Source organism: Bacillus sp. AFS040349 (genome assembly GCF_002577655.1).
In the GTDB taxonomy this organism is placed as follows: Bacteria; Bacillota; Bacilli; order Bacillales; family Bacillaceae; genus Metabacillus.
This window is the reverse complement of the sequence record NZ_NUMC01000031.1, coordinates 120,199-140,242: the sequence shown is the minus strand read 5'-3', so window position 1 is coordinate 140,242 and position 20,044 is coordinate 120,199. Positions and strand designations below refer to the sequence as shown.

General features: G+C 35.8%; 18 protein-coding genes. All 18 read right to left on the bottom strand.

Annotated features, from left to right (window positions below; genetic code table 11):
* Positions 1–60: 60 nt before the first annotated feature.
* The 18 genes from rpsO to pyrH all read right to left on the bottom strand — a co-directional run bounded on the left by rpsO (position 61) and on the right by pyrH (position 19,946).
* Positions 61–330: a 30S ribosomal protein S15 gene (gene rpsO, locus COD11_RS08530; protein ID WP_026559305.1), complete on the bottom strand. Its 270-nt coding sequence runs from the start codon at positions 328–330 to the stop codon at positions 61–63.
* A gap of 123 nt (positions 331–453) precedes the next feature.
* A complete protein-coding gene (ribF, locus tag COD11_RS08525; protein WP_098796338.1) occupies positions 454–1,401 on the bottom strand; it encodes a bifunctional riboflavin kinase/FAD synthetase in 948 nt (315 codons plus the stop codon).
* Between the two features lie 67 nt (positions 1,402–1,468).
* Complete coding sequence (truB, locus tag COD11_RS08520; RefSeq protein WP_098796337.1) at positions 1,469–2,389, bottom strand: tRNA pseudouridine(55) synthase TruB; 921 nt, start codon at positions 2,387–2,389, stop codon at positions 1,469–1,471.
* 122 nt (positions 2,390–2,511) lie between these two features.
* Positions 2,512–2,868 (bottom strand): 30S ribosome-binding factor RbfA, encoded by a 357-nt coding sequence (gene rbfA, locus COD11_RS08515; protein WP_098796336.1) that lies wholly within the window; start codon positions 2,866–2,868, stop codon positions 2,512–2,514.
* 17 nt (positions 2,869–2,885) lie between these two features.
* Positions 2,886–3,164 carry a DUF503 domain-containing protein gene (locus tag COD11_RS08510; RefSeq protein ID WP_098796335.1) on the bottom strand — a complete coding sequence of 93 codons (279 nt, stop codon included), beginning with the start codon at positions 3,162–3,164 and terminating at the stop codon, positions 2,886–2,888.
* A complete protein-coding gene (gene infB, locus COD11_RS08505) occupies positions 3,161–5,323 on the bottom strand; it encodes a translation initiation factor IF-2 (protein ID WP_098796334.1) in 2,163 nt (720 codons plus the stop codon). Before infB ends, COD11_RS08510 begins: the two co-directional genes overlap by 4 nt.
* Positions 5,324–5,342: 19 nt before the next feature.
* The gene (locus COD11_RS08500; RefSeq protein ID WP_098796333.1) at positions 5,343–5,648 is read right to left on the bottom strand and encodes a YlxQ family RNA-binding protein; all 306 of its coding nucleotides are present in this window, start codon (positions 5,646–5,648) and stop codon (positions 5,343–5,345) included.
* Between the two features lie 4 nt (positions 5,649–5,652).
* Positions 5,653–5,925 (bottom strand): RNase P modulator RnpM, encoded by a 273-nt coding sequence (gene rnpM, locus COD11_RS08495; RefSeq protein WP_098796332.1) that lies wholly within the window; start codon positions 5,923–5,925, stop codon positions 5,653–5,655.
* Between the two features lie 13 nt (positions 5,926–5,938).
* Positions 5,939–7,072, bottom strand: coding sequence for a transcription termination factor NusA (gene nusA, locus COD11_RS08490; RefSeq protein WP_098796331.1), 1,134 nt, complete (start codon positions 7,070–7,072; stop codon positions 5,939–5,941).
* Positions 7,073–7,206: 134 nt separating this feature from the next.
* Entirely contained in the window at positions 7,207–7,677 is a 471-nt protein-coding gene (rimP, locus tag COD11_RS08485; RefSeq protein ID WP_098796330.1) for a ribosome maturation factor RimP, read from the bottom strand.
* 397 nt (positions 7,678–8,074) lie between these two features.
* Entirely contained in the window at positions 8,075–12,388 is a 4,314-nt protein-coding gene (locus COD11_RS08480) for a PolC-type DNA polymerase III (RefSeq protein WP_098796329.1), read from the bottom strand.
* Between the two features lie 167 nt (positions 12,389–12,555).
* The gene (locus tag COD11_RS08475) at positions 12,556–14,259 is read right to left on the bottom strand and encodes a proline--tRNA ligase (RefSeq protein WP_098796328.1); all 1,704 of its coding nucleotides are present in this window, start codon (positions 14,257–14,259) and stop codon (positions 12,556–12,558) included.
* 31 nt (positions 14,260–14,290) lie between these two features.
* Complete coding sequence (rseP, locus tag COD11_RS08470) at positions 14,291–15,550, bottom strand: RIP metalloprotease RseP (RefSeq protein WP_098796327.1); 1,260 nt, start codon at positions 15,548–15,550, stop codon at positions 14,291–14,293.
* A gap of 15 nt (positions 15,551–15,565) precedes the next feature.
* Positions 15,566–16,717, bottom strand: a complete 1,152-nt coding sequence (dxr, locus tag COD11_RS08465; RefSeq protein ID WP_098796326.1) for a 1-deoxy-D-xylulose-5-phosphate reductoisomerase — start codon at positions 16,715–16,717, stop codon at positions 15,566–15,568.
* A gap of 73 nt (positions 16,718–16,790) precedes the next feature.
* Complete coding sequence (locus COD11_RS08460; RefSeq protein ID WP_098796325.1) at positions 16,791–17,582, bottom strand: phosphatidate cytidylyltransferase; 792 nt, start codon at positions 17,580–17,582, stop codon at positions 16,791–16,793.
* A gap of 17 nt (positions 17,583–17,599) precedes the next feature.
* Positions 17,600–18,379 carry an undecaprenyl pyrophosphate synthase gene (locus tag COD11_RS08455; RefSeq protein WP_098796324.1) on the bottom strand — a complete coding sequence of 260 codons (780 nt, stop codon included), beginning with the start codon at positions 18,377–18,379 and terminating at the stop codon, positions 17,600–17,602.
* A 284-nt stretch (positions 18,380–18,663) separates the two neighbouring features.
* Positions 18,664–19,185 carry a ribosome recycling factor gene (gene frr / locus COD11_RS08450; RefSeq protein WP_373995113.1) on the bottom strand — a complete coding sequence of 174 codons (522 nt, stop codon included), beginning with the start codon at positions 19,183–19,185 and terminating at the stop codon, positions 18,664–18,666.
* Between the two features lie 38 nt (positions 19,186–19,223).
* Positions 19,224–19,946 carry a UMP kinase gene (gene pyrH, locus COD11_RS08445; protein WP_098796322.1) on the bottom strand — a complete coding sequence of 241 codons (723 nt, stop codon included), beginning with the start codon at positions 19,944–19,946 and terminating at the stop codon, positions 19,224–19,226.
* Positions 19,947–20,044 lie beyond the last annotated feature (98 nt).

The window sequence follows — 20,044 nt, the reverse complement described above, 5'->3', positions numbered from 1 at the left end:
TTATAGGAATCAATTTTAAATACACTAAAAAAGCGGGAAAAATCCCGCTTTTTCTAGTAATTATCGACGTAAACCAAGCTTGTTGATTAACTCACGATAACGAGTTACGTCTTTATTACGTAGGTAAGTTAGTAAGTTACGACGTTTACCTACCATTTTTAAAAGACCGCGACGTGAATGGTGGTCTTTTTTGTGAACACGTAAGTGATCGTTAAGATTATTGATGTCCTCAGTAAGGATAGCAATTTGAACCTCTGGAGATCCAGTATCTGACTCATGTGTTTTATATTGAGCAATTAGTTCATTTTTACGTTCTTGTGTGATAGCCATCCTTTTCACCTCCTTATTTTTACAAACCCCAATTACCGAGCAAACGTTGGTGAATCGATCTGCCAAGCAATGGTTTTAAACTACATCAATTAGAATACTATTTTTTCATAAAGAATGCAAGGCTTATACCATCTTTTTATGAAAGAATTGTTCGGCAGCAGCCTTGTCTTTAGAAATTTGTTCAATGAGCTCATCAACATTATGGAATTTTTTCTCACTTCTTATACGTTTAAACCAGGAAACTGAGACTTTTTGACCATAAATTTCTCTATTAAAGTCAAATATATGGACTTCAATACTAGGTTTTGGAGATTTTTCGTTGTTAAAAGTTGGTTTATAACCAATATTACAAACACCATCAAAGACAACTGAATCAATTTCTATTGAAACAGCATAAACACCAGTTGGAGGTATAAGATAGTGCTCTTCAACTTCAACATTAGCAGTTGGAAAACCAATCGTTCGTCCACGTTTATCACCATGAACAACTACACCAACAACAGAGTGAGGTCTACCTAAAAGTGTCTGTGCATACTCAACATCACCACTCCTGATTACCTCCCGAATCAGAGTCGAACTAACCTTGCGATCATGATCCGTTATTTTTTCCACAGTTGTATGTAAAAACTGCTCTCTTGAATGGAATGGGATTGTTTCCATTGTTCCTTTGCCCAAATGTCCATATGTAAAATCAAAACCTGCTACAACATGCTTAACATTTAACTTAATAATATAATCATCCACAAATTCTTGTGGTAATAAAGCGGCAAATTCCTTAGTAAATTCAACTACAAACAATAAATCTACCTCAAGCTCTTGAATTAAATTTATTTTCTCTTCTAAGGGAGTAATATAATCAATATCTTCCTTCTTACGAAGAACAACAAGCGGGTGTGGATGAAAGGTCATTACTGCACTTTTCATTCCTGTTTGTTTTGCTATTTCTTTCGCTTTTGTTATTACCTTTTGATGACCTTTATGTACTCCGTCAAAATAGCCTAAAGCCATGACCATTTCAGGAAAATCAAGTTGATTTAAATTATGTGGTTGAGACAATCTTATTATTTTCACGGTAGCTTCACCTATTTTCACTTTTTGCTGTATGATTTATTTTGGATAAGGTACTTCATCATACAACTTACGCTTCATTTAGCAGTACCTTTGTTGGTTTCATCAGATCTGTTTTAGTGGGATGCTTTGCATAGATAGCTAGACAGCGGTCGTCATCATCATAGACAACAATTGGAGCACCCACTTCAATGTCCTTAAATTGCGACGGTAATTCTAACACTGCACCATTTTTCACTTTCTCTGCTAGAGTATCATGGATTTTCAGTTTCGGCAAATCATATAGTGCTTTACCTATAGGCAGTAATTTGCTCTGTAACGCATTGTTTTCAATCGCACTTTCTATTTCTTCAAATGTTAAACAATCTTCAATTCTAAAATTTCCGGATTTTGTTCTGATTAAATGTGACATATGTGCCGGATAGTCTAATTTTTCACCTATCATTACCGCCAATGTTCGGACATAAGTACCTTTAGAACAAGTAACACGGAACCGGAACTTTGTGAGATTGTCTTCATTATGAACATCACCTAAAAGCACAAGCTCATTTATTGTAATGGTCCTTGCCGGCCTTTCAATCTCTATACCAGCTCTTGCATACTCATAAAGTTTTTTCCCGTTAACTTTAATAGCAGAATACATTGGAGGAACTTGCTCAATTGTACCAACCATTGAATTCAATACAAGCTTAACTTTTTCCTCTGAAATAGGTGATTGTACACTTTGCTCTTTAACAATTTCACCAGATGCATCCTCAGTTGTTGTAGAAAAACCAATTGTTACCTCAGCTTCATACGTTTTTGAAGCAGCTGTTAAATATTCTACGATCTTAGTTGCCCTACCAAGACATATAGGGAGTACGCCAGTTACATCTGGATCTAACGTGCCTGTATGACCGACTTTCCTTGTTTTTGCCAGCCTTCGCATTCTTGCGACACAATCATGAGATGTCATACCAGCAGGCTTATTTAGTAAAAGAACACCTTCCATGTTGTTCCTCCTCTTTCATTTAATCAGTTTTGTGCAAACGGTTAGATAATTTTGAATAAGAAATATGTTAGTATCTCTTAAAAATAAAAGGGATAGACGAGGCGCCTATCCCTGAAAAGGAGTTAATCCTCCTCTTTATTTTCAACATTTAACTCATGAAGAAGAGTTTCAATACGATTACCGTAGTCAATTGACTCATCAAACTCAAATTGAATCTCCGGTGTTTTTCTAAGACGAATTCGTTGTCCAATTTCAGACCTAATAAAACCTTTTGCTTTCGCTAAGCCTTTAAGAGTATTTTGTCTTTGTTCCTCATCTCCTAGTACGGAAATGAACACCTTTGCAATCTGAAGGTCTCCAGAAACACTTACATCAGTTACAGTAACAAAGCCAATACGCGGGTCTTTTATTTTGCGACCGATAATATCGCCTAATTCTTTTTTCATTTGTTCTCCGACACGGTTTGCTCTTAAGCTCATGTCAATCACCTCTTCACTTAAAACCATTCAAACGTTGTAACTGTTCTTTCTATTTCAGGAAACGAATCAATAAAGCTTAGTACATGATTTAATTCCTTTTCTGTTGAAACCTTAGAGGACGTAATGGCAACAATACCAAACTTTGTATGCTGCCATGTGTCCTGAAATTCAATTTCCGAAATAGAAACATTGTACTTTTGTTTGATTCTTGTTAAAACTCGTTGTAAAACAGCTCGTTTCTCTTTTAATGACTGTGTATCGTAAATCATACATTCACAATCAACGTATCCGATCATTTACGTTCGATTTCCTCCATCACATACGCTTCAATAATGTCGCCTTCTTTAACATCATTGTAGTTTTTAATTGTGATTCCACATTCATAGTTTCGTGCAACTTCTTTTACATCATCTTTAAATCGTTTCAGTGTATCAATCTCACCTTCGAAGATAACAATTCCATCTCGAATTAAGCGGATACCACTATCACGGGTAATTTTACCTTCCGTTACATAACAACCAGCAATTGTCCCAATTTTAGATACTTTGAAAGTTGTGCGGACTTCAACTTGACCGATGACTTTTTCTTCAAATTCAGGATCAAGCATACCTTTCATTGCTGATTCAATTTCTTCAATTACTTTATAGATGATACGGTGTAAACGGATATCTACTTCTTCAACGTCAGCTGTTTTCTTAGCACCAGCATCTGGACGAACGTTAAAACCAATAACAATTGCATTAGATGCTGCAGCTAAAATAATATCAGACTCCGTAATTGCCCCTACACCTGTATGGATAATTTTAACACGAACACCTTCAACATCAATTTTTTGTAAAGCAGCAGCTAGAGCCTCAACAGAACCTTGTACATCAGCTTTTACAATTAAATTGATATCTTTGATATCCCCTTGCTTAATTTGTTCAAATAGATCATCCAGGCTAAGCTTAGAGCCTTCGCTTCTTTGTTCATCAAGCTTCTTCTGAGCTCTAGCTTCTCCTACTTGACGTGCAGACTTTTCATCTTCAAATACCATAAACTGATCTCCTGCAAGAGGAACATCATTTAAGCCTGTTATCTCAACAGGAGTAGAAGGAGCCGCGTCTTTAACTCGACGTCCAAGATCATTAACCATTGCACGAACACGTCCAAATGTATTTCCTACAACGATTGGATCTCCCACGCGTAATGTACCATTTTGAACAAGAAGTGTTGCAACTGATCCACGACCTTTATCAAGTTGTGCCTCAATTACAGTTCCTGTTGCACGACGATTAGGATTCGCTTTTAATTCTTCAACTTCTGTAACTAATAATATCATTTCTAGAAGATCATCAATACCATCACCTGTTAAAGCAGAAACAGGTACAAAGATAGTATCTCCACCCCAAGCCTCTGGTACTAGACCATGTTCTGTTAATTCTTGCATCACACGATCTGGATTAGCTGTTGGTTTATCAACTTTGTTAACAGCAACGATAATCGGTACTTCTGCTGCTTTTGCATGGTTAATGGCTTCAATTGTTTGTGGCATAACACCATCATCAGCAGCAACAACTAAAATCGTAATGTCTGTAACCTGTGCTCCACGTGCACGCATTGTTGTAAAAGCGGCATGTCCTGGAGTATCAAGGAAGGTAATCTTTTGATCATTTGCAACAATTTGGTACGCACCAATATGTTGCGTAATTCCTCCAGCTTCACCTTCCGTTACTTTTGTATTACGAATAGAATCAAGTAACGTAGTTTTACCATGGTCAACGTGTCCCATAATTGTAACAACAGCAGGACGAATTGTTAGATCTTCTTCACGGTCTTCTTCTTCGTATTTTTCAAATTCCGTTTTTTCGAATACAATTTCTTCCTCTACTTCAACACCATATTCACCAGCAATTAGCTCAATTGAATCCTTGTCAAGCTCTTGATTAATTGTAGCCATCGTTCCTAGCATTAAAAGCTTCTTAATGATTTCAGAAGGTTCTTTTCCTAGCTCAGATGCTAATTCACCTACAGATAAGCTTCCTGAGAACGTAATTTTTTCAGGTAGCTCTTTTTTTGGCTTAGGTTGCTGTACAGGTCCTTTGTTGTTGTTTCTTTTATTATTGTTTTTCTTACCTTTATTGTTATTAAAAGATTTGTTATTAGCTTGATTTTGCTTTTTATTATCGCGATTTTGATTATTAGGAGCTTGCTTGTTATTTGAAGGTTTTGGTTGTTCGTTATTTGGTTTATTCTTTGTATTATCCACTTGTTTCCCCGGTTTCTTTGTTGATTCATTATTTGTTTCTTCAACATTATTGCTTTTATATTTTTGATCGAGTTTTGTAATAACATGATCCTCAATTGTTGACATATGATTGTTAACTTCAACATTCATTTCTTGTAACGTAGAAATAATGTCTTTGCTTGATACATTTGTCTGTTTTGCATATTCATATACTCTCATTTTTGTCATACGTTCACCCCCAAGAATATTAATCGAGCAAGGTTTTTAACTTTGCAGCAAAGCCTGCATCATTTATCGCTACAACAACTCTCGCTTCTTTCCCAATTGCTTGACCTAACTGGTAGCGATCTTCAACCATTTTAAAGGGGACCTGATAAAACTTACATTTATCTGTTACCTTTTTCATTGTATTAGCGGATGCATCTTGTGAAAGAAGAACTAACTTAGCACGTTGTTGTCTTACTTCCTTAACAACAAGTTCCTCTCCAGAAATAACTTTTCGTGCTCGATTTGCTAAGCCCAATAAGGACGTCCATTGTTGCTGCTTACTCATCTATTTATTGCTTCTCCTTCTCAGCCAGTTGAAGTAACTCTTCATAAACACCTTCATCAATATTAGATTTCAAGTGATTGGCAAGAATATTTTTCTTTTTTGCTAAAAGAATGCATTCTTTATCAAGAGTAATATATGCCCCTCGTCCATTTTTTTTACCGGTTAAGTCGACAGAAACATCGCCTTCCTTTGACCGGACAACTCGGACAAGTTCTTTTTTTGTCTTCATCTCTCCTGTTGCAACACATTTACGCAAAGGAATTTTACGATTGTTCATGTGATTTCACCTCTTATTCACTAAACTCAGGGTCTTGTACACTTGTTAAAAGCGGTTCATCATCAACATCAACTTCATCAATGTCCGTTTTTTGAACAGGATAAATACCAGCCTTTTCTGCATCTGTTTCACTCTTGATGTCAATTTTCCAGCCAGTTAATTTTGCAGCTAAGCGCGCATTTTGACCACGTTTACCAATTGCTAGCGATAGTTGGTAATCTGGAACAATGACAGTTGTTGCTTTCTCTTCTTCATCAACTAAGACCTCAACTACTTTTGAAGGACTAAGTGCATTTGCAACAAATTCAATTGGATCCTGCGACCATCTAACGATATCAATTTTTTCACCCTTTAATTCGTTAACAATTGCCTGTACACGCTGCCCCTTAGGTCCCACACATGACCCAACAGGATCTACTTCTGGATTATCAGAGTGAACGGAGATTTTTGAACGGTCTCCTGCTTCACGAGAAACTGATTTTATTTCAACTGTTCCATCATAGATTTCCGGAACCTCAATTTCAAATAACCTCTTAAGTAAGCCTGGATGTGTTCGTGATACAAAAATTTGTGGGCCTTTTGTTGTTTTTTCAACTTTTGTAATAAAGACCTTAATTCGATCATGTGGACGATATGTTTCATTAGGCATTTGTTCACTAACTGGAAGTAATGCCTCAATTTTACCAAGGCTAACATAAATGAATTTCGAATCTATTCGTTGAACGATTCCTGTCATAATATCTTCTTCACGATCAATAAATTCACCGTATATAACTCCACGCTCAGCCTCACGCACACGTTGTGTAACAACTTGCTTAGCTGTTTGTGCTGCAATTCTCCCGAAATCTTTAGGTGTTACTTCCATTTCAATAACATCATTAACCACATAGTTTGGGTTAATACTTTGAGCTTCACCAATTGATATTTCTAATCTAGGATCATAAACCTCATCAACTACATCTTTACGAGCAAACACTTTCATCGTACCTGTTTCGCGATTTAAATCTACTCGCACATTTTGAGCTTGATTAAAGTTTCGTTTATAGGCAGAAATTAGTGCCGCTTCTATTGCTTCAATAATTACTTCTTTACTAATGCCTTTTTCCTTCTCTAAAATTGTTAAGGCATCTAATAATTCACTACTCATTTTAACGGCTCCCCCTTAAAAAATAAGCTACATGGAAATGTGTTGTGTACCATTCTTATTATTAACGAGAGTTAACATAAAAGAATTTCACAATTTGTAAAACAGTCATTTGGAGATATTAGTTTAAAAGTTAGCTAAAAGATTACAGCTAATCTGGCTTTTGCAACTTTATCATACGGAATCTCAATTTGTTTTTTTCTAGTTTTAATGGTAACAGTAACGAAAAGAGTTTGACCGTCAAAATCAGTTAAAACACCCTCAAAAACTTTTTCACCATTAATTGGTTCATATGTTTTGATATGAACTTGCTTACCGATTGCCTTCTTTATATCTACTTCTTTTTTTAATGGTCTCTCAGCACCTGGTGAGGAAACCTCTAAAAAGTAATTATGCTGAATAGGATCTAAAGCATCGAGTTTTTCACTTAATCTTTCACTTACTACTCCACATTCTTCAATATCAATGCCTGTCTCAGAATCAATAAATAATCTTAGAAACCAATTAGAGCCTTCTTTAACATATTCAATATCAACTAATTCAAGGTTCATATCCTCTAAAATTGGTGTTACTAATTGTTCAACAATTTCTGTTACTTTTTTGCTCATTCTCTTCCTCCTTGTAAGAAAAGCGCAATGCTCCTGCCCTTTAGGCATCAAGCATAAGTCAATGGTGAAAATAAGTTATTTTTTAGATAATGAACTTCTTCTTCAAAATGAACATCCCCTCATCCAAGACTACACACGGAGCTAAGCGCTCTAGCTTAACCTGAACAGAAGCAGTTTGACACCTTTAGCTGTTGAAAAACCCTGCCTTTTGAGCAGGGAATGGTATGTAGTATAACTATCCGAATGACGAGGGCGATTACAATACGAAAGAGTGGGTGATTACCCCACTCTTTTCCTCTGCTTATCGTTAGCATTTCCACTAAAAGCATAACATAACCGTGTTTTTTATGCAAATTTATCCTCTGAAGGAATAAAAGATTAAAAAAGAAAAGAATCTTTAAAAAAGAGATAATTGGTTTTGATCTGGTAATTCATCCAAACAACCATGATTAGTAAGGTATTCGATAATTGTTTTAGACACCTTACCTCTTTGCTGTAAATCTTCTTTTGATAAAAACTCTCCTTCTTCTCTAGCTTTAACTATGTTAATCGCAGCATTCGTTCCAAGCCCTGGTATTGAATTAAAAGGTGGAATTAGTGTATTACCATCAATTAGAAACTCATCAGCACTAGAACGATAAAGATCTACCTTTTGGAATGCAAATCCTCTTTCACACATTTCTAAGGATAATTCTAAAACAGTAAGAAGGTTTTTTTCTTTTGGTGATGCATCTAAGCCTTTTAAGTTAATTTCATCTATTTTTGCTTTAATAGATGCTGACCCTTTAACCATTGTATCAATATCGAAATCATCTGCACGAACAGTAAAGTATGCAGCGTAATATAATAGAGGAAGATGAACTTTGAAATAAGCAATACGTACCGCCATTAAAACATATGCAGCAGCATGGGCCTTAGGGAACATATATTTGATCTTTAAGCAAGAATTAATATACCAACCCGGCACTTCTTGTTTTTTCATTTCCTCCATCATTTCATCTGTTAAGCCTTTACCCTTTCGAACAGATTCCATGATCTTAAATGCAAAAGAAGGATCTAATCCTTGATAGATCAGGTATACCATAATATCATCACGACAACCGATTACTTCACTCAATGTACAAGTCTTATTGTGGATAAGTTCCTGTGCATTTCCAAGCCAAACGTCTGTACCATGCGATAGACCAGAAATTTGAACAAGCTCAGAAAAAGTTGTCGGTTTTGTATCTTCTAACATTTGGCGAACAAATCGTGTACCGAATTCAGGAATCCCAAGTGTTCCTGTTTTACACATTATTTGATCTTCTGTTACTCCTAATGATTCAGTTCCACTAAATATCTTCATAACCTCTGGATCATCGGTTGGAATTGTTTTAGGATCAATTCCACTTAAATCTTGTAGCATACGGATGACCGTTGGATCATCGTGTCCAAGAATATCAAGTTTTAATAAGTTATCGTGAATTGAATGAAAGTCAAAATGAGTAGTTCGCCATTCAGATCCAGTTGCATCAGCTGGAAATTGAATTGGTGAGAAATCAAAGATATCCATGTAGTCAGGTACTACGATAATACCACCCGGGTGCTGACCGGTTGTTCTCTTTACACCTGTACACCCTTGTACAAGACGGTCAACCTCAGCTCCTCTATAAATGATATTGCGGTCATTCGCATAACCTTTTACATATCCGTAAGCCGTCTTTTCTGCAACTGTACCTATTGTTCCTGCACGGAAAACATTATCTTCTCCGAACAACACCTTTGTATAGTTGTGTGCTGTAGGTTGATATTCACCGGAGAAATTCAAATCGATATCAGGAACTTTATCACCTTTAAATCCCAAGAACGTTTCAAAAGGTATATCATGTCCATCTTTCGTATACTGTGCTCCACACTTTGGACATTCTTTATTTGGCAAATCGAATCCAGACCCAACTGATCCATCATTAAAAAACTCAGAGTGCCTGCAATCAGGGCATACATAATGTGGCGGAAGAGGATTAACCTCTGTAATCTCCGTCATTGTCGCAACAAAAGAAGATCCTACGGAACCACGTGAACCTACAAGATATCCATCATCGAGTGATTTTTTAACAAGTTTATGTGAAATCAAGTATATAACAGCGAACCCATGTCCGATAATACTTTTTAATTCCTTTTCCAAACGTGCTTCAACAAGTTCCGGTAGATTTTCACCATAAATACTTCTCGCCATTGAATAACTCATTTCCCGTATTTCATCATCTGCACCTTCAATTTTTGGTGTATATAGATCATCTTTGATTGGTTTAACATCTTCAATCATATCTGCTACTTTGTTTGTATTTTCTACTACAATTTCTTTCGCCTTTTCTGTGCCAAGAAATGAAAAAGCATTTAGCATTTCATCTGTTGTTCGAAAATGAACATCCGGTAGCTCATGGCGGTTTAATGGATTGGCTCCTCCTTGAGAACTAACCAATATTTTGCGATAAATTTTATCAACAGGATTAAGATAATGAACATTCCCCGTTGCCACGACAGGTTTATTTAATTTTTCACCCAGCTTCACAATATTCGTTACAATTTCCTGTAGCGCATTATTATCTTTTATATAATCCAGTGTAATTAGGTGTTGATAAACTTCTAAAGGATGAACTTCTAAATAATCATAAAATGCAGCGATCTCCTCAACTTCCTCAGGTGATTTTTGCATCATTCCTTCAAACACTTCTCCCTTATCACAGGCTGAGCCAATAATAAGACCTTCACGGTGTTTATTAAGCTGTGAACGCGGAATTCGTGGAACCCGATAAAAATAGTTAATATGCGAGATTGAAACTAATTTAAATAGATTTTTTAACCCTGTTTCATTTTGAGCAAGAATCGTTGCATGATATGGACGAGAACGCTGGTAGGCATTTCCTTTTCCCATATTTTCATTAAATTGATCATGATATTCGATTTCTTGTTCAGCAGCATCTTTTAACATTTTAATAAGCAAGAATCCTGTTGCTTCCGCATCATAAATAGCACGGTGGTGCTGTGTTAACTCAATATCAAACTTTTTACAAAGAGTGTTCAATCGGTGGTTTTTCATTTCAGGATATAGAAATCTACCTAACTCTAATGTATCAATAACAGGATTTTTTGCTTTTTCCTCACCTAGAAGTTTTTTATACCCAACATTTAAAAAACCCATATCAAAGCTCGCGTTGTGCGCAACTAAAATGTCGTCCCCAATCCATTCTTTAAATTTCCTTAATACTACGTCTACATTAGGGGCATCCCTTACCATATCGTCCGTAATACCAGTTAAATCAATTGTTGTAGCTGATAGTGGATGGTGTGGGTTAGCAAAGGATTCAAAGCGATCAACAATTTCACCATCACGAATCTTAACAGCGGCAAGCTCAATAATAGTATCGTAAACTGCAGAAAGCCCTGTTGTTTCTACATCAAACACAACATAGGTTTCATCTGACAGTAAACGATGTTCAGAATTGTAGGCAATCGGAACTCCATCATCTACTAAGTTGACTTCTACACCAAACAACACTTTGATTCCATTCTTTTTCCCTGCAGAATATGCCTCCGGAAAAGATTGTGTAACAGCATGATCTGTTAGAGCTATCGCTTTATGACCCCATTTCTTCGCTTGCTCAATATATTTGCTTACTGAAGTGACAGCATCCATTTGACTCATCGGTGAATGTAAATGTAATTCGACTCGTTTTTCATCTTCAGGGGCAGTATCTTGTCTTTCTCTTGGTGCAACTTCATTGATATCATTTGCAATCATAACAAGATCTCGGACAAAGGTGTCATTTTGGATACTACCTCTTACTTTAAGCCACATACCTTTCTTTACAGCTTGTACCAATACTGCATCTTCTTTATCTCTCGCAAACATTTTTACTAGTATCGAGCTTGTATAATCAGTAATTTTAAATGTTAATAATGTTCTCCCACTTCGTAATTCTCTTGTTTCAGCATCAAAAACATACCCCTGTAATGCTACTCTTCTTTCTTCATCCTCAATGGAAGCCATTGTACGAATTTCTTCATCATCTTTAATTGTATAACCGATTGTTAATGGGCCGGAAAGTTCAGGCTGAATTGAATCCTCTTTTTCTGCATTTTCCATGTCGGTTAACGCTTGGAAACCTCTTGCTTTATCTTCTTGAAGCTTTTGCTCTTGGAATTGTTTAATTTCTTCTTCTGTTACCGCTACAGTTGTATCCATTTGAAAAGTTGGAAACCCAAACTGCTGAAAGCTTTCTTGAATAAGAGAAGCATATTTTCTTTTTATTGTCATTGCTTCTGTATCATTTTTTGTTTTTACGACTACCTTTAGTCCTTGAAGGGTTGGCTTCTGCTCATTTAGTAAAGCAAGCATAGGAGGTGAAATACCATCCATCTCTTGAATACAAATTGACCAATAATCTTGTACTAACTTTTCATCAAAAGCTTGGTCTCTTGCTTCAAATGTAAAAGATACATCTGCAATATGTGAAAAAGCCTTTGATAGTTTTGTTTTAAATAAATGGTACACATCAAAGGGTAGAATCTTATCAAATTGAAAATGAAAATGCCATTTTTTCAATTGCTTATGAACGGTTAATCTAGCAATCGAACCGTTTTTAAAATGAACAACAGCTGCATCTTCTGTTAAATTTATTTGCTGGAGCAGGAGTTGAAATCGCTCAATTTGGTTGTTTAACATGTCCATGACCTTTATATCCCCTCTCCCAGAATCATGAATATTATGTTTTTCACAATTGAAGAGGCTGCCCCATTATTAGACAATTCAAAAGAAAATTGTCTAAATTTATCGAGTCAGCCTCTTCTTCTCATTTTATTATTTTAACATGGTTTTACCTTTGCAGTAACAATTTTTTAGTTACCAAGTATTTGTTTTACTTTACCTTCCAGTTCATCAACTGAAACTTCAAAAGACTCACCTGTTTTACGTATTTTAACTTCTACAATTCCTTCTTCAGCCTTTTTACCAACTGTTACACGAACTGGTAAGCCAATTAAATCGGAATCAGCAAATTTAACCCCTGCTCTTTCTTGACGATCATCAAGAAGAACTTCATAACCAAGGTCAGTAAATATATTGTATAGCTTTTCACCTAATTCTTTTTGAGCATCATTTTTTACATTAATAGGAATCACATGAAGTTGAAATGGTGCTAATGCTTCAGGCCAAACAATTCCATTTTCGTCATTATTCTGCTCGATAACAGCTGCTAATGTTCTAGAGACTCCAATGCCATAGCAGCCCATAATCATTGGTTGCGTTCGGCCATTTTCATCAAGGAATGTAGCATTCATCGCTTCACTATATCTTGTTCCCAATTTAAAAACATGACCAACTTCTATACCTTTTGCAAATTTAATAATGCCTTCACCATCAGGAGAAAGATCACCTTCTTGTATAAAACGCAAATCAGCATATTGAGTAACAGATCCATCTCTTTCTAAATTAACTCCTGTATAGTGGTATGCTTCTTCATTAGCACCACATACTCCATTTACTATAACTGCAACTGCATGGTCTGCAATGACTTCAACATCTTCTGAAACATGAATTGGACCTACATAACCAGGAACACAATTTAATGCTTCTTTTGTTTCCTCTGCTGTTGCTAATTCAACTACTGAAGCAGAATATAAGTTTTTCACTTTAATATCATTTACTTCGTGGTCTCCACGAACAAGAACGAGCACAAACTTTTCATCTACTTTAAATAGAACTGACTTAATACAATTTTCTTTTGAGATATTTAAAAATGAAGATATTTCTTCTATTGTTTTTTGATTTGGTGTTTCTATTTTTTCTAATGACTGCTGCTCTTCCGAACTCTTTTCATATGTTGAAATAACCGGGGCCATTTCAATGTTTGCTGCATATTGGGATGTATCTGAATATGCAATTGTATCTTCACCAATCTCTGAAAGAACCATAAATTCGTGAGTGTCGGTTCCACCCATCGCACCTGAGTCTGCAATAACAGCTCTAAAATCTAAGCCACAGCGTGTGAAGATATTTTGATAAGCTGTAAACATTTTATTATAGCCCTCATCCAAGCTCTCGTTTGTTGCGTGAAAGGTATATGCATCTTTCATAATGAATTCACGCCCTCGTAAAACACCAAATCTTGGACGTTTCTCATCGCGGAATTTAGTTTGAATTTGGTACAAACCAAGTGGGAGACGTTTGTATGACTTCACTTCATCACGAACAAGGCTTGTAATCATTTCTTCATGTGTTGCTCCTAGAGCAAATTCACGGTTATGACGATCCTTTAATCTCATTAATTCAGGGCCATAGGAATACCAACGACCGGATTCTTGCCAAAGCTCACTCTGTTGCAATGCAGGCATTAACAACTCTGAAGCTCCTGCTTTATTCATTTCCTCACGAACAATTTGTTCAATTTTCTTTAGTACTTTTTGTGCTAAAGGTAAGTAGCTATATACGCCACTTGTATTTTGTCTAATAAATCCAGCTCGTAGCATTAGCTGATGGCTTTTGACTTCAGCATCAGCCGGAACTTCTCTAAGAGTAGGAATAAACGTCATACTTTGTTTCATTTACGAGCACCTCTATTTTAATTAAACTTCTTTACAGAAATAAGCGTTGAATGTCGTTCCATGTAACAACAAGCATTAAGAGCATAAGTAATGAAAAACCAATAAAATGAACAATACCTTCCTTTTGGCGATCAATTGGCTTTCCTCTTAATGCCTCAATGAATAAAAATAATAAGCGACCACCATCTAAAGCTGGGATCGGCAACAAGTTAACTATTCCTAGATTAATACTTAGTAGTGCTGCCCATCTTAATAAATTAGTTGTCCCAGACTCGGCAACTTGATCTGTCATGTCATAAATACCAACCGGACCTGACAGCATATCAATTGAGAATTGTCCTGTTACAAGCTTTCCAAACCCGATTAAAATTTCTTTCGTCCACGTATACGTTTCAACAAAGCCATATTTGAACGAACTGCCGAATGACTTATCAACAGGATTATATGCACCAATCCGTCCAATGACAGTTTCACCAACTTTTGTTGCTGCAGGAACCACTTCTAAGCTTAACATTTCGCCATTACGTTCAACTTCAAATGTTAATTCTTTATCCGGATTTTCTTGAATGATTGATACTACTTCGCCCCATGAAGATGTTGATTCACCTTCAATAGAATGAATTTCATCTCCCTCTTGTAACCCCGCCTCATTTGCAGCACCATCAGAAGTCAATTTCCCTAATCTTGGTTCATCAACTGGTGCACCTTGAATAAAACCTAAGGAAACTAAAATAACAAAAGCAAGAAGAAAATTCATTAACGGACCAGCAAAGATAGCAGCAATCCTTTGACCTACAGTTTTTGATTGGAACTGTCGATTATAAGGAGCAATTTGTGTTTCTTGACCATCTACAATAAAATAAGATGTTTCACTCACATCAAATCTTTTAATAAAATCCTCTTCTCCGTGTTCATAGCCTGAGATAAACATGTTATGCTCAAGATCAACATTTTCTACCTCTATAACACGTGCTTGAGGGTATTTTTCTTTATTGTTAAGAATGATCTTTTCAACTTTGTCTTCCTTGTTAAATAATAATCCTACATTGTGTCCCGGTTTAACCTCGATAACCTCAGGATCTTCCCCAGCCATTCGTACGAATCCCCCAATAGGAAGGAGTCGAATCGTATATACTGTTTCATTCTTTTTAAATGATAAGATTTTCGGACCAAACCCTATAGCGAATTCGCGGCAAAGTATCCCAGCTCTATTTGCTAACATTAAATGACCTAGCTCATGAAAAAATACAAGAGCACCGAAAATAAGGACAAACGCTATCACTGTATTCATTTTGAATGACCACCTTTATGAGATTAATGTTTGTACAAAATTTCGCGTTAGTTGATCAACTTCTTGAATTTGCTCCAAATCTGGATGCGCGATGCTCTCATGCTTATCCATAGCTCTTTCAATTAAGTCTTCAATTTGAAGGAATTTTATCTTACCCTTCAAAAAAGCTTCAACTGCTTCTTCATTTGCAGCATTTAGTACAGTTGGCATTGTCCCACCTATTTTACCTGAATCAAAAGCATATTGTAAGCATTTGTACCTATCAAAGTTGATTTTTTCAAAATGAAGTTTACCATGTTCCCACAATTCAAGTCTTTTAGCATTTTCAAGCGGAAGTCTGTCAGGATAAGTTAATGCATATTGAATAGGAACTCTCATATCTGGTGTTCCTAATTGTGCAATCACACTACGATCGTGGAATTCCACTAAAGAATGTATAATACTTTCTTTATGTAACAGTACATCAATTTTTTGATAAGGAATATTAAATAACCAATGTGCCTCAATCACCTCAAGCCCTTTGTTCATCATAGTTGCAGAATCTATTGTAATTTTGGCACCCATTGACCAATTTGGATGATTTAAAGCCTGCTCTACTGTAACGTTTATCAATTCTTCTCTCGTTTTATCCCGAAAACTTCCACCAGATGCAGTTATGATTAGACGTTCTATATTTTTTGATTTTTCACCTTGTAAACATTGAAAAATCGCAGAATGTTCACTATCAACTGGTAACAAATCAACTTCGTGTTTCCTTGCATATTCTGTTACTAGATGACCTGCTGTTACGAGTGTTTCTTTATTAGCAATTGCAATTGTAATTTTGTTTTCAATTGCTTTTAACGTTGGAACAAGTCCTACACTACCAACAACTGCATTAACTAAACAATCAACATCATCAAAAATAGCCGCCTCTATTAATGCTTCTTGTCCGTAACCGATTTTTATTTTATCGATTTCAAGCTCAAGTTTCAATTTTTCATATGTTTCTTTATCTTGAACCGCAACAAATCGAGGGTGAAATTTTCTAATGATTTCAATTCCCGATTTTATATTTCTTCCAAAAGACATGGAAACTAATTCAAATTCATCAGGGTGTGCTTCTATTACTGATAAAGTTTGGATTCCTATCGAACCAGTAGCTCCAAGTAAACTTATTTTCTTCACAAAGTCACTTCCAATCAAAAAGAAATGCGTATTACTAATATCCACCATATTAATGTTATGGACTTAAACATTTTCAAAAAAGAATATTTAAAAAGTGAAGTAGAGGTAATACAAATAATAGGCTATCGAATCGATCTAAAATACCACCATGGCCCGGAAGAATTGAACCGGAATCCTTTACTTGATAATGACGTTTGAATGCAGATTCAACCAAGTCTCCAATTTGTCCAAAAACAGAGAGACAGATTGTCATAACCGTAATGATAAGGAAAGAATCTAAAACTCCTGTAAACATGTGGTACACCCAAGCGAAAATAACAGCAAATAAAACTCCACCCACTGCACCTTCTACTGTTTTATTCGGACTTATTTCAGGCCAAAGCTTGTTTTTCCCCATTGCCCGACCGACAAAATAAGCTCCTGAATCAGTTACCCATATTAAGAATAATGCATAAAATACTTCTGCCAATCCAGAATGCCTTGTTTCAATAAAAAAGTAAAAACCGATCCCAAGATAAAATACAGAAATTACAACAAAACCAACATCGTCAAATGTAAACTTATTTTTCGTAATAACCGTGTAAGTTAACAAAAATAACAAAGCTAGTAATGCTAATTCGGCCTTAGAAAAATTTATATCGTTTAATATTGTTATATAAGAATTTGGAATTAAAAGAACCCATAAAATTAATAAGCTAATTAATCCAGGAAAACTTACTAACGATATTTTTTTCATTCTTAACAATTCATACAATCCAATTGATGCTAGTAAATAAACAAATATTGTAAACGGAAGATTTCCGTATATAACAAATGGAAGAAAAACTGCTGCAGCTAATATTGCAGTTAGAATTCGTTGCTTCATTTAAAATTTCATCACCTTTATACGCCACCAAATCTGCGTCCTCTTTGTTGATATGTGTGTATTGCTTGTAAAAAACATTGTTCATTAAAATCAGGCCATAATACTTCAGTGAACCAAAATTCTGTATAGGCTAGTTGCCATAACATAAAATTGCTTAACCGGATTTCACCACTAGTACGTATTAATAGGTCAGGATCATCTAGTGATTGAGACATTAAATAATTGGAGAAAAGCGATTCATCAATTGAATTACCGTTTATTTTACCACTATCAATATCTTGAGCAATCTGTTGAACTGCAGTAATAATTTCAGCACGACTGCCATAATTCAAAGCAAAATTTAAAACAAGACCATCATTATCACTTGTTTCATTTATAGCCTTTTCAACAGCACTTAATGTATGCACCGGGAGTCTGTTTTTATCCCCCATAATGCGTACCTGTACATTTTCTTCAATAAGCTCAGGTAAATAAGTATTTAAAAATTCTTCAGGTAACTTCATTAAATAATCTACTTCTACCTTAGGGCGTTTCCAGTTTTCAGTTGAAAAAGCATACAAAGTAAGAGTTTTAACACCGAGTGAATTAGCTTGTTTCGTTATCTTTCTGACAACTTTCATGCCCTCATGATGTCCTGCTATCCGAGGTAAGGCACGTTTTTTTGCCCACCTTCCATTTCCATCCATAATAATGGCAATATGTTTTGGAATTTCTCCCTTTAAAATGTCCTCTTTACTTAACGTTTGTTCATTGGAAGGCCGAGGGTTTCCTTTCCATTTCTTTAATATGTTGAGCATGTGATTCCTCCATCACCCAATAATTCATGATCTCTTTCTACCATGATGACGTTAAACTATAAGAAAAACGTAAACGCCTTGCTCAGCCCCCCACAAGCATAAGAAACAAATGAATAGAAGAGACTCTTTGTCTTCAATTCATTTGTGGCTTATGACCTTAAGAGGCTATACGCTTCAGCTAGACACCAATATTAAGTAAAGATATCATATTCTCTTATCTTTAACAAAAAAACCCCCTGTAAACATTAGAGGGTCTTTCCATACCTATTGTACAGATTTTTCACTTAAACTTCCATGATTTCTTTTTCTTTATCTTTTGCAACTTGATCAACTTTCACAATATAATCATCTGTTAACTTTTGTACTTCTTCCGTGTTGCCACGTAATTCATCTTCAGTAATATCCCCGTTTTTTTCCAATTTCTTCAGGTCGTCATTACCATCACGTCTAATATTACGCACTGCAACTTTTGCTTCTTCTGCATATTTTTTAACTAACTTAACAAGTTCCTTACGTCTTTCCTCTGTTAGAGCAGGGATAGAAAGTCGAATAAGAGAACCATCATTTGAAGGTGTTAAACCCAAGTCAGATTTTAAAATAGCCTTTTCGATATCACCTAAAACAGTTTTATCATAAGGTTGGATAACTAAAAGTCTTGCTTCTGGCACACTAATAGATGCAAGTTGATTAACAGGTGTTGGAGCCCCATAATAGTCAACAGAAATTTTGTCTAATAAGTTTGCACTAGCACGTCCGGCTCTTACTGAAGCTAACTCACGAGTTAAAGAAGCAACAGCTTTTTCCATTTTTTCTTTTGTGTTTGCTAAAATTTGTTTAGCCAAGATTATTTCCCCCTTACAATTGTTCCGATATTTTCGCCAATCACGGCACGCTTAATATTACCTTCTTCCATAATTGAGAAGACAATTAATGGGATATCATTATCCATGCATAAAGAAGATGCAGTTGAATCCATTACAGCAAGACCTTCTTTAAGTACATCTAAGTATGAAAGAGTTTCATATTTAACAGCATCTTTGTCAATTCTAGGGTCGGCGTTATAAACACCATCCACATTGTTTTTCGCCATAAGAATAACATCTGCTTCAATTTCTGCAGCACGTAATGCCGCAGTCGTATCTGTAGAGAAATACGGATTTCCAGTACCAGCAGCAAAGATCACAACGCGTTTCTTTTCAAGGTGACGAATTGCTTTTCTTCTTATGTATGGCTCGGCAACCTGTCTCATTTCAATAGATGTTTGAACACGTGTTTGAATTCCCTGTGTTTCAAGGCTATCTTGTAAAGCAAGCGAGTTCATGACAGTTGCAAGCATTCCCATGTAGTCGGCGGTTGCACGGTCCATTCCCATTTCACTACCGATTTTGCCGCGCCAGATGTTTCCGCCTCCAACAACAACAGCTACTTCTACATCTAGTTCAGCAATTTCCTTCACTTGTTTAGCAATTGACTGAATAACTGAAGGATTTATTCCAAATCCATTATCACCCGCAAGTGCTTCACCACTTAATTTTAGTACAATACGTTGATATTTAGGTTTACTCATGATTACCTCCAACTCTCTGTTCCGCATGAATAAATACTAAGCTTTTTTCATGGATATTAATGTGTAACTAACATGAACTGATGTATTTACTCTCAATT